The following is a 10,957-nucleotide window of genomic DNA, read 5'->3' as shown; positions in this document are numbered from 1 at the left end:
CTTTTGATCTTGATCTTAGGCGCCCCGTTAAACCACGCTGGCCGAACGCAGGTAGTACGGAGCGGGTAAACCGGCAGGACGCCGGTTTAGCCGCGACGGGGCAGGGACGCCCCGTCGCGGCGGCCCGCGGAGTAATACCTGCGTTCGGGCACACCGAGCCTAGGCGAGGTGCCGAGTGGTGGGGCAAGAGCGTTTTGCTTACTTTTGCGCTTTTCAAAAGTGAGCCGCTGTAAGAGCGGAACCAATAGTCGCCATCACCCAAATAACGGATATGCCCCCCGCCCCAGCTCAGCCCCAACACATAGACGCAGCTGAGATCAGACCAGGCTTTCGTCGATCACCAACACCAGTTTCCCGGAAATCTGGTTAGTCGCCAGTTCCGCAAACGCGGCCTCGGCGTCCTTGATCGGAAACGTCTTGGCCAACTGCGGGCTCAAACGACCCTCGGCAAACAGCGGCCATACGTGCTGGCTCAAGTCGCTGAACAGGTCCGCCTTGAACTGGTCATCCCGGCTGCGCAGGGTCGAACCCAACACCTGCACACGCTTGGCCAACACCTGCGCCAGGTCGAGCTGTGCCTCACGGCCGCCCATCAAGCCAATCAACACCCAACGGCCATCACGGGCCGCCAGCTTGAGATTCAGCGCAGCATAATTGCCGCCCACCGGATCGAGGATCACATCGAACGGGCCAAAATCACTCAGGCCCTCGATACCGTCGGTACGTACCACACCGCCCTGGGCCCCCAGCGCTTCACAGTAAGCCAGGCGATCCGCCGAGCCGACGCTGACCCAGCATGGGCTGCCAAACGCCTTGCACAGCTGGATCGCCGCCGAGCCCACGCCACTGGCGCCGGCATGCAGCAACACCTTCTCGCCGGGCTTGAGGCCGGCCAACTGGAACAGGTTCAGCCACGCGGTGCTGTACACCTCAGGCAACCCGGCGGCTTCGGCCAGGGACACGCCTTCCGGCACCGGCAACACATGACGGGCATCCACCACCACTTCTTCGGCCATCCCGCCGCCGGCCAGCAAGGCGCAAACCCGATCACCTACCTGCCACGACGAACCGGCGCCGACTTCGCTGATCACCCCGGAACACTCCAGGCCCAGCACCTGGCTGGCACCGGGAGGCGGCGGATAGAGCCCCGAACGCTGTAATAAATCGGCCCGATTCAGGCCCGCAGCCGCCACACGAATGCGTACTTGGCCTACATCGCATGTAGGACTCGGCTCTTCTTGCCACTCCACATGACCTTCAACGCCTTGCAATGCTTTCACAGTGCCTCCATAGTGAGTCTGGACTGAGCCCGTTGCTGTAGCGCCGGGCTTTTTGCATTATGCGACCGGCCCATATGGAACCGGCGACTTCAAAGACGGCCTAATATGCGTTATCAATTGCCCCCGCGTCGAATCAGCATGAAGCATTTGTTCCCCAGCACCGCCCTCGCTCTTTTTATTGGTATCGGCCTTTTGCCGCTATCGAGCAATACGTTCGCAGCCAACAGCTGGGACAACCTTCAGCCTGATCGCGATGAGGTGATTGCGAGCCTTAACGTCGTTGAGTTGCTCAAGCGCCATCATTACAGCAAGCCGCCGCTGGACGACGCTCGCTCGGTGATCATTTACGACAGCTACCTCAAGCTGTTGGATCCCTCGCGCAGCTATTTCCTGGCCAGCGACATCACCGAATTCGACAAGTGGAAGACGCAGTTTGACGACTTCCTCAAGAGCGGCGACCTGCAGCCCGGCTTCACCATCTACAAGCGCTACCTGGACCGCGTCAAGGCGCGTCTGGACTTCGCCATTGGTGAGCTGAACAAGGGCGTCGACAAGTTCGATTTCACCAAGAAAGAGACCTTGCTGGTTGACCGCAAGGACGCTCCTTGGCTGACCACCGAAGCCGAACTGGACGACCTGTGGCGCAAGCGCGTGAAGGATGAAGTCCTGCGCCTGAAGATCGCCGGCAAAGAGCCGAAGGCCATTCAGGAGCTGTTGACCAAGCGCTACAAGAATCAGCTGGCACGTCTGGACCAGACCCGTGCCGAAGATATCTTCCAGGCCTACATCAACACCTTCGCGATGTCCTACGACCCGCACACTAATTATCTGTCGCCAGATAACGCAGAAAATTTCGATATCAACATGAGTCTGTCGCTGGAAGGCATCGGTGCCGTCCTGCAAAGCGATAACGACCAGGTGAAAATCGTGCGTCTGGTGCCGGCAGGCCCGGCCGACAAGACCAAGCAGGTCGCTCCGGCCGACAAGATCATCGGTGTGGCCCAGGCCGACAAAGAGATGGTCGACGTGGTCGGCTGGCGCCTGGACGAAGTGGTCAAACTGATCCGCGGGCCGAAAGGCAGCGTGGTGCGCCTGGAAGTGATTCCGCACACCAACGCACCGAACGACCAGACCAGCAAGATCGTGTCCATCACCCGTGAAGCGGTGAAGCTCGAAGACCAGGCCGTCCAGAAGCAGATCCTGAACCTCAAGCAGGATGGCAAGGACTACAAGCTGGGCGTGATTGTGATCCCGGCGTTCTACCTGGACTTCAAGGCGTTCCGCGCTGGCGATCCGGACTACAAGAGCACCACTCGCGACGTCAAGAAAATCCTGACCGAGCTGCAGAAGGAAAAAGTCGACGGCGTGGTCATCGACCTGCGCAACAACGGCGGCGGTTCCCTGCAGGAAGCCACCGAGCTGACCAGTCTGTTTATCGACAAGGGTCCGACCGTGCTGGTGCGTAACGCTGACGGCCGTGTAGACGTGCTGGAAGACGAGAACCCAGGTGCCTTCTACAAAGGGCCGATGGCGTTGCTGGTCAACCGCCTCTCCGCATCCGCTTCGGAGATTTTTGCCGGCGCGATGCAGGACTACCACCGTGCGCTGATCATCGGCGGCCAGACCTTCGGCAAAGGCACCGTGCAGACCATCCAGCCGCTGAACCATGGCGAGCTGAAACTGACCCTGGCCAAGTTCTACCGGGTTTCCGGGCAGAGCACCCAGCATCAGGGCGTACTGCCGGATATCGATTTCCCGTCGATCATCGACACCAAGGAAATCGGCGAGAGCGCCCTGCCCGAGGCAATGCCGTGGGACACCATCCGTCCTGCGATCAAGCCGGCGGTAGACCCGTTCAAGCCCTACGTGGCCCAGCTGAAAACGGATCACGAAACCCGCTCCGCCAAGGATGCCGAGTTCATCTTCATCCGCGACAAACTGGCCCTGGCCAAGAAGTTGATGGAAGAGAAAACCGTCAGCCTGAACGAAGCCGACCGTCGTGCGCAGCACACCGACATCGAGAATCAGCAACTGGTACTGGAGAACGCCCGTCGCAAGGCCAAAGGCGAAGCTCCACTCAAGGAACTGAAGAAAGAAGACGAAGACGCGATCGCTGCCGAGCCTGATAAAACCAAGCCGGAAGATGATGCCTACCTGAGCGAGACCGGGCGCATCCTGCTGGACTACTTGAAAATCAGCAAGACGGTGGCCAAGCAGTAAATGATGGCAATTTAATGTGAACGCTCCTCGGAGTGTCATCAAATAGACATCATTCTGTCGTGAAATGAAGGACCTGCCAAAGCAGGTCCTTTTTTTTCGACTCGAGAAAATCATGACCATGACCGAACAGCTGAATGCATTGGGCTCAATCCTGGCTCAAGGCAGTTTGCACAGCCTGTTCCAACCGATCATTTCTCTGTCTGAACGACGCGTCGTCGGTTACGAGGCCCTGAGTCGCGGCCCGTCCAACAGCCCGTTGCACTCCCCGATCGCGCTGTTCTCGGTGGCCCGTCACGCCGGGCGACTCAGCGAGCTGGAGATGCTTTGCCGGGAAAGTGCCTGCCGGCGTTTCAGCGACCAGAAACTGCCGGGCAAGCTGTTTCTCAACGTCTCGCCTGATTCCCTGCTGGAAACCGCGCACCAGCCGGGCCGCACGTTGCAACTGCTCAGCGACTTCGGCATTCCGCCCAGCCAGGTGGTGATCGAACTGACGGAGCAAACCCCGACCGACGATTTTCAACTGCTGCAAACCGCGCTGCATCACTACCGCGCCATGGGTTTTTCAATTGCCCTGGATGACCTCGGCGCGGGTTATTCCAGCCTGCGCTTGTGGTCGGAGTTGCGTCCGGACTACGTAAAGATCGACCGGCACTTTATCGACGGCATCCACCAGGACGCCCTCAAGCGCGAGTTTGTCGGCTCGATCCTGCAAATCGCCAAGGCCTCCCGGGCACAGGTCATCGCCGAAGGCATTGAGTTGCCTGAAGAGTTGGCGGTACTCACGGAAATGGGTGTCGACCTGGTGCAGGGCTACCTGCTCTGCCGCCCCCAGGAAAACCCGCCGCAGGAGGCGCGGTTGATGCTGCCCAAACCCGACAGCGCCAACGTCGCACTGAACGACGAAGGCAGCGACCTCAGCGCCCTGCTCAACGAACATCCGGCCGTGGGCCAGCACACCGCCACGGCGCAGGTGCTGGAGGCCTTCCGCCGCCAGGCCAACCTCAATTCCCTGGCAGTGCTGGATGAGCGCGGCCACCCGATCGGCATCGTGCACCGGCACTCATTGTCGGACGCGCTGCTCAAGCCGTTCGCCACCGACCTGTTCGCCCGCAAGCCCATCAGCCGCTTGATGAGTGACGACTTCCTCGCGGTGGAGCTGAGCCAGTCCCTGCAGCAAGTCAGCCGCCTGCTCACTAGCCGCGCGCGCCAGCGGATCGAGGAAGATTTCATCATCACCCTCAACGGCGACTACCTGGGACTGGGCCGGGTGATCGATGTGCTCAAGCTGATTACCGAGCTAAAAATCCAGCAGGCGCGTTACGCCAACCCGCTGACCTTATTGCCGGGCAACGTACCGATCCAGCAGTGCCTGACGCGGCTGTTGCAGCAACAGCGAGAGTCGGTGATCTGCTACGTGGATATCGACAGTTTCAAGCCGTTCAACGATATCTACGGCTATGGCCGCGGCGATGAAGTGCTGCTGTGCCTGGCGCAATGCCTGAACGACCGGGTAGACCCCAGCCGCGACTTTGTCGGGCATATCGGCGGTGATGACTTTTTGCTGGTGCTGGGCCCGCAGGATTGGCGCAAGCGGCTCAACCAGTTGCTGGACGACTTCCACACCCAGTGCCGGCGTTTCTATCGCAGCGAGCACCTGGACGCGGGGTGTTTTGTCGCGCTGAACCGCCAGGGCGTGCGCCAGGAGTTTGCGTTGCTGTCGCTGTCCATCGGCGTGGTGCATTTATATCCACAGGCCTGTGGACAACTCGATGCCAGCCAGTTGGCGGAACTGGCCTCCCAAGCCAAGCACCACGCGAAGAACGTGGCGGGCTACAGCATTCATGTGATCGACAGCCTGCAGCTGGAAGAGCCGGAATCCCTGTAACACCAAGCGCTAGGCTTCGGCAGACTCGGGATAATCGTACTCAAACACCCGCACCACTTCCGAGGCGTGCCACGACGCCGCGGCCACGCCATCGGACGGCCCGCAGAAGCGCCCAAGGCGCTCCACACATTCAAAAAAACCGGTGCGGGGCAGGCGGCTCGCACCCTGGCTGATCACCAGGGAACTGCGCAGTGGCTGGTCAGCCTTGGCATCCAGCGCGGCCAGGTGTTCCAGCGCCGCCGTCAGGGTTTGCATGGCCGGCGTGGGAAATTGCAGGCGCTCCAGCAACGCGCGGTACGTCAGGAGGTGGCGCTGTCGGCGCGCCTGGTCCAGTTCGTTGATTAATCCATCCCAATGTTGACGGCTGATACGTACGCTCACGTTTCGTCCCTCCAACCTGCAACGCCCAATTCCCAAGCCAGGCTGCGGCGGATGGCAGCGTCCGGCTGGCGTTCACCACTTTCGATCAAGCCCAGGTAAGAAGGGCTGATGCCCACTGTGCGAGCCAACGTCTCGATGGCCAGGCCTTTGGCCTCGCGCAGGCTTCGCAGTTGCTCCAGGGGGCGCAGATCCGGTTCGGCAGCGGTTTGACTGATGGTCGAAGCAGGAGGTGTTGGCTGTTGCGGACCGGCGGCTTTTAACAGCGCCTGATACTGAGCCCATGGCAGAACCGCATATTCGGGTTCGCCATCCTTTGTAATTATCTGAATATCCATGACTGCCCCGTAGGATCACAACACTTACTTCGTAAGTACTTTCCTTAGGAGTGTAATCCTAACAGCCACAAAGAGCGCAGGGGGATATTCGCAAGGTTCAGTTTTTTTGTGGATTTTCCTGCGCAAGCAGTTGAGGGGTCGCAGGAAGGCGCTCAACCACCGCGAGCTTCTCGGGTCGCTGACGCTCACGCCAGGCGCGAAAAGCGCTCAGCTCGCCGTCCAGGGTCTTCATGACCCACGCCAGCACGGCAATGTCGTCGAGCATGCCGAACACCGGGATAAAGTCCGGGATCGCGTCAATCGGGCTCAGGAAGTACATCAGCCCCGCCACCACCGAAATCAGTGCCTTGGGGCTGATGGCCCGGTACTCGCCGCGCCAGTAGGCCAGGCACAAGGCCTGCAGCAGCTTGAGGTCGTCCTTGAGCTTGCCCAGCCGGTTGCCCTGGCTCGAACCTTTGGCGGCCACCGCGAACAGCAGCGTGGGCAAGCGCCCGCGGCCCAGCAGGCGAGCGGCCATGGGCAGGAAGCGGGTGAAATTAAACGGGGCTTTCATCGTCACTCCAGTTCCAGGCGACAGAAAAGGTTATCCACACAAATTGTGGATAACCTTGTGAACAGAGCCTATTTTCCAGGCTGAAAGCCACGTAATACAAGGCCTGCAGTCAGATCGGGCGTTTTTTGCGCACATAAAAAAAACCCAAGAATTCATTGACTTGGCGTTGATCTGCGTCTAGCCACACTCGCGTCTTTTATCAGACTGCTCTAGACCGCGTGGGTTCGGTTGAATGTGGCCTGGATTCAACTGGAAAAGTTATACACAGGCCAGAAACAACAACGCCCCGTCGAGACGGGGCGTTGTGTGTTCAGGCGCTGGTTACTTCTTGGCAGCCGGTGCGTCAGGCGCGTCAGCCTTGGACGGGTCCTTGATGGCCAGCAGTTCCAGGTCGAATACCAGTACGGAATTGGCTGGAATCGCCGGGCTCGGGCTCTGGGCACCGTAGGCCAGGTCGGACGGGATGTACAACTCGACCTTCTCGCCAACGTGCATCAGTTGCAGGCCTTCGACCCAACCTGGAATCACGCCGCTGACCGGCAGGTCAATCGGGCTGCCGCGATCCACGGAGCTGTCAAAGGTCGTGCCGTTGGTGAGCTTGCCGGTGTAGTGAACAGTCACTACGTCGGTAGGCTTCGGTTGGGCACCGTCCGCTTTCTTCACGATCTTGTATTGCAGACCGGAAGCGGTGGTGACAACGCCGTCTTTCTTGGCGTTCTCTTCGAGGAATTTCTTGCCGGCGGCTGCCGACTCTTCGCTCATCTTGGCCATGCGTTCTTCAGCACGCTTCTGCAGTGCGGCAAACGCTTCGACCAACTCGTCGTCTTTCAGCTTCTGTTCTTTCTTGCCGACAGCATCTTCGATGCCTTGGGCTACCGCTTTGGAGTCCAGGTCATCCATGCCTTCTTGAGCAAGGCTTTTGCCCATGTTCAGGCCGATACCGTAGGAAGCTTTTTGCGCCGGGGTTTTCAGCTCTACGCTGGTTTGCGAATCACAACCCGCAAGTACCAGGCTAACCAGGGCCACCGCCGCCGCCAACCGATGCTGTTTCATGCTATTTCCTTGTTCGTGTGCCAAAAGGGCATTCGAGTAAAGTCGCGAGCTTATCAGGCGGCCACGACCAATGGCTACCGGCATGTGAGCAGGAAACTTCTGATAAGTTCACGTGTTTAAAAGCATTTTCATTCATTCTATGGCTCTGCAACGGAAGGCAGGACCGCTGGAACCACGCTCATGGCCACTTGCCGCACTGCTGGCCTGATGGCATAAGAACGACACAACTCGACAAGGATAGTTATCTTGCGCATTTTTTCCCGTGTTTTGCTGCTGATTTTCATACTGCTGGGCTTGATCCTGGCGGTGGTGCTCTATTTTGTGGTCAACCCGAAGCTGCCGGACTACGTGCCGGTGGAACAGGTGCACTACCAGGATCAATGGAGCGCCGCAGATCGCCAGACGTACTACTTCACGCCCCAGGGCACCCAGGTCAAGGGCCTGCGCTATGACTGGTTCACTGCCCTGGAACTGCCGTTCTCCGAGCAGCGTTTCGCCACGCCCGAATACCTGGCGCGCTTCGGTTTCCTGGTAGACCCCAAACAGGTACCCACTGCACAGAACCCCGGCAACCTGCCGGTGGGTTTCACCCGGCACAATAACCCTGGCGGCAATGATGAGTTCCTCGACATCACCTGCGCCGCCTGCCACACCGGCCAGTTGAACTTCAAAGGCCAGGGCCTGCGTGTCGACGGCGGCCCGGCGCAACATGTATTGCCCTCCAGCGTACCGACCCTGCGCGGCGGCAGCTTCGGCCAGGCGCTCGTCGCCAGCCTCGCCTCGACCTACTACAACCCATGGAAATTCGAGCGCTTTGCCCGCACCGTCCTGGGCCACGACTACGACGACCGGAACGCCGCGCAACTGCGCCAGGACTTCAAGAAGGCCCTGAACACCTTCCTGAAAGTCGCCTGGAACGATACCCACCGTGGCCTCTACCCCACCGAAGAAGGCCCGGGCCGTACCGACGCCTTTGGCCGCATTGCCAACGCCAGCTTCGGCGACGCCATTTCCCCGGACAACTATCGTATCGCCAATGCACCGGTGGACTACCCGCAACTGTGGGACATCTGGACCTTCGACTGGGTGCAATGGAACGGCTCGGCCCAGCAACCCATGGCCCGCAATATCGGCGAAGCGCTGGGCGTCGGCGCCACGCTGGACTTCTTCGACAACGCCGGCCAGCCGCTCAAGGGCGACGCGCGTTATCCCTCCAGCGTGCGGGTGCGCGACCTGAGCACCCTCGAAGAAACCCTGCAACGCCTCAAGCCGCCAACCTGGCCGGAAGACCTGTTCGGCGCCATCGACAAACCATTGGCCGCCCAAGGCCGTGCACTCTTCGCAGAAAACTGCGCCGGCTGCCACGTGCCGACTGTGTCCCAGGTCGATGGCCGTCCGGTGCGACAACTGAAAATGCTCCCGGTGGAGGTGATCGGCACCGACCCTACTGCCGCCAGCAACATCGCCGACCACCGCTTCGACCTCAGCGCCCTGCAATGGGACCCGGCGGAGTTGGCCAAAATGAACGTCGAACTGCACCCCACGCCCACTGAACCGTTGGACCTGCGCAGCATTTCTTCAGCCAAGGGCCTGGCCTACATCACCGCCTTTGTCGAAGACCACGCCTACCGTGCCGCCGGCGTAACGCCTGCCGAACGCTCACAGCTGGACGGTTTCGGCCTGCCCATCGGCGTGCGCGAACTGCGCGCCTACAAGGCTCGACCGCTGGCCGGGGTGTGGGCGACACCGCCGTTCCTGCACAACGGCTCGGTGCCGACGATCTACCAATTGCTCTCGCCCCAGGACGAGCGCAGCCCGACCTTCTATAAAGGCACCTTCGAATACGACCCGCGTCACCTGGGCTATCAAACCGCGGCGTTCCCCAACGCCTTCCTGTTCGATACGCGCATCACCGGCAACCACAACAGCGGCCACGAATTCCGTGCCGGCCAGCGTGGCAACGGGGTGATTGGCCGTGGCTTGCTGCCCCAGGAACGCTGGGCGCTGCTGGAATATTTGAAAGTGCTGGGCGGCCCGCTGGAACAGCAACTGCCCTGACCCACCGACTTCGCAGAAAAGGATTTTAAAATGCTCGCTCGACTTTGGCTGCGCCTCGGCGCGTTTCTCGGCAAAACCCTGTTGTGGCTGGTGGGCCTGGGGCTGCTGGGCTGGTTGTTGTCCACCTTGTGGTTTGCCTGGCAGCACAGCGGCCCGGTGTCGCCGGATGAACAGATCCCGCCTGGGGAAGCCGCCATGACCCAAGGCATCATTCAGACCGCTGTGCGCATCGTCGACCAGCACCGTGAAGGCACACGCTACCTGCGCGATGCCCATGCCAAGGCCCATGGTTGCGTGAAGGCGCAGGTCAGCGTACTGCCGGACCTCGACCCGGCCCTGCGCCAGGGTGTGTTTGCCGAGCCGGGCAAGACCTGGCAGGCGATGATGCGGCTGTCCAACGGCAATGCATACCCGCAGTTCGACAGCATCCGCGATGCACGTGGTATGGCGATCAAATTGCTGGATGTACCGGGCAAGCAGTTGCTGGCGGATCAACAGGCGCGGGGTGAGCAGGATTTTGTGATGTTCAGCCATCCGAACTTTTTTGTCAGTGATGTGGCGGAGTATGCGCAGAACGTTTCGGCCCAGGCTGATGGCAAGAAGGTCATGGCGTTTTTCCCTTCGGTGGATCCGCGCAGTTGGCAGGTGCGGCATCTGTTTATTGCGCTGGCGACGTTGGCGCCGCCGCCGGTGAGTCCTACGCAGACGACTTACTTCTCGGTGTCGCCGTATAAGTTCGGGACGGCGAATGCGAAGTTTCGGGTGGCGCCGGATCCCCAGGGTTGTCCTGCGTACGTGCTGCCCAAGCAGAATCAGGATCTGCCGAACTTTTTGCGCAGTGCGTTGAATCAGCAACTATCGACTGACCGGGTGGCGGCGTGTTTTGTGTTGCAGATTCAGCGGCAGAATCCGCAGAAGTTCATGCCGATCGAGGACACCAGCATTGAGTGGAAGGAGAGCGATGCGCCGTTTGAGACGGTGGCCAAGGTGGTGATTCCGGCGCAGGATTTTGATACGCCGGCGTTGAATCTGGCTTGTGATAATCAGTCGTTTAACCCGTGGTTCGGGGTGGAGGCGCATCGGCCGATTGGGGGGATTAATCGGTTGCGTAAGGCGGTGTATGAGGCGGTCAGCGATTATCGGCATAGTCGGAATTTGTAGTGGCGTGGGGTGGGGGGCATATCCGTTATTT

Annotated in this window: 9 protein-coding genes; 4 read left to right on the top strand and 5 right to left on the bottom strand. The window is 60.2% G+C overall.

Going from position 1 to position 10,957, the window contains the following annotated elements:
• Positions 1–317 precede the first annotated feature (317 nt).
• Positions 318–1,280: a zinc-binding dehydrogenase gene (locus tag HX875_RS27275; protein WP_177047421.1), complete on the bottom strand. Its 963-nt coding sequence runs from the start codon at positions 1,278–1,280 to the stop codon at positions 318–320.
• 138 nt (positions 1,281–1,418) lie between these two features.
• Between HX875_RS27275 and HX875_RS27270 the strand changes: the two genes are divergently transcribed.
• Together HX875_RS27270 and HX875_RS27265 are read left to right on the top strand one after the other, a co-directional pair.
• Positions 1,419–3,500, top strand: coding sequence for a carboxy terminal-processing peptidase (locus HX875_RS27270; RefSeq protein ID WP_177047419.1), 2,082 nt, complete (start codon positions 1,419–1,421; stop codon positions 3,498–3,500).
• Positions 3,501–3,612: 112 nt separating this feature from the next.
• Positions 3,613–5,385, top strand: coding sequence for a bifunctional diguanylate cyclase/phosphodiesterase (locus HX875_RS27265; protein ID WP_177047417.1), 1,773 nt, complete (start codon positions 3,613–3,615; stop codon positions 5,383–5,385).
• Between the two features lie 9 nt (positions 5,386–5,394).
• Here HX875_RS27265 and HX875_RS27260 read toward each other — a convergent pair whose 3' ends face one another.
• The 4 genes from HX875_RS27260 to HX875_RS27245 all read right to left on the bottom strand — a co-directional run bounded on the left by HX875_RS27260 (position 5,395) and on the right by HX875_RS27245 (position 7,707).
• A complete protein-coding gene (locus tag HX875_RS27260) occupies positions 5,395–5,766 on the bottom strand; it encodes a hypothetical protein (RefSeq protein WP_010166435.1) in 372 nt (123 codons plus the stop codon).
• On the bottom strand, positions 5,763–6,101 hold the full coding sequence (locus tag HX875_RS27255) for a helix-turn-helix domain-containing protein (protein ID WP_177047415.1): 339 nt from the start codon (positions 6,099–6,101) through the stop codon (positions 5,763–5,765). The genes HX875_RS27260 and HX875_RS27255 overlap by 4 nt, the downstream gene beginning before the upstream one ends.
• A gap of 97 nt (positions 6,102–6,198) precedes the next feature.
• Positions 6,199–6,654, bottom strand: coding sequence for a YkvA family protein (locus HX875_RS27250; RefSeq protein WP_169385881.1), 456 nt, complete (start codon positions 6,652–6,654; stop codon positions 6,199–6,201).
• Positions 6,655–6,975: 321 nt separating this feature from the next.
• Positions 6,976–7,707: an FKBP-type peptidyl-prolyl cis-trans isomerase gene (locus tag HX875_RS27245; protein ID WP_177047414.1), complete on the bottom strand. Its 732-nt coding sequence runs from the start codon at positions 7,705–7,707 to the stop codon at positions 6,976–6,978.
• A gap of 246 nt (positions 7,708–7,953) precedes the next feature.
• Between HX875_RS27245 and HX875_RS27240 the strand changes: the two genes are divergently transcribed.
• Positions 7,954–9,765, top strand: coding sequence for a di-heme-cytochrome C peroxidase (locus HX875_RS27240; protein ID WP_177047413.1), 1,812 nt, complete (start codon positions 7,954–7,956; stop codon positions 9,763–9,765).
• Between the two features lie 30 nt (positions 9,766–9,795).
• Entirely contained in the window at positions 9,796–10,926 is a 1,131-nt protein-coding gene (locus HX875_RS27235) for a catalase family protein (RefSeq protein ID WP_177047412.1), read from the top strand.
• Positions 10,927–10,957: the final 31 nt, after the last annotated feature.

Origin of the sequence: Pseudomonas yamanorum (genome assembly GCF_013386765.1) — a bacterium.
GTDB lineage: Bacteria > Pseudomonadota > Gammaproteobacteria > Pseudomonadales > Pseudomonadaceae > Aquipseudomonas > Aquipseudomonas yamanorum_A.
Note: the sequence above shows the minus strand (reverse complement) of the source record. Positions and strands in the feature narration are given on the sequence as shown.

Coding starts and splice junctions, on each gene's coding strand:
- HX875_RS27245 (WP_177047414.1), bottom strand. CDS start 7,707: ATGAAACAGCATCGGTTGGCGGCGGCGGTGGCCCTGGTTAGCCTGGTA.
- HX875_RS27265 (WP_177047417.1), top strand. CDS start 3,613: ATGACCATGACCGAACAGCTGAATGCATTGGGCTCAATCCTGGCTCAA.
- HX875_RS27270 (WP_177047419.1), top strand. CDS start 1,419: ATGAAGCATTTGTTCCCCAGCACCGCCCTCGCTCTTTTTATTGGTATC.
- HX875_RS27235 (WP_177047412.1), top strand. CDS start 9,796: ATGCTCGCTCGACTTTGGCTGCGCCTCGGCGCGTTTCTCGGCAAAACC.
- HX875_RS27255 (WP_177047415.1), bottom strand. CDS start 6,101: ATGGATATTCAGATAATTACAAAGGATGGCGAACCCGAATATGCGGTT.
- HX875_RS27250 (WP_169385881.1), bottom strand. CDS start 6,654: ATGAAAGCCCCGTTTAATTTCACCCGCTTCCTGCCCATGGCCGCTCGC.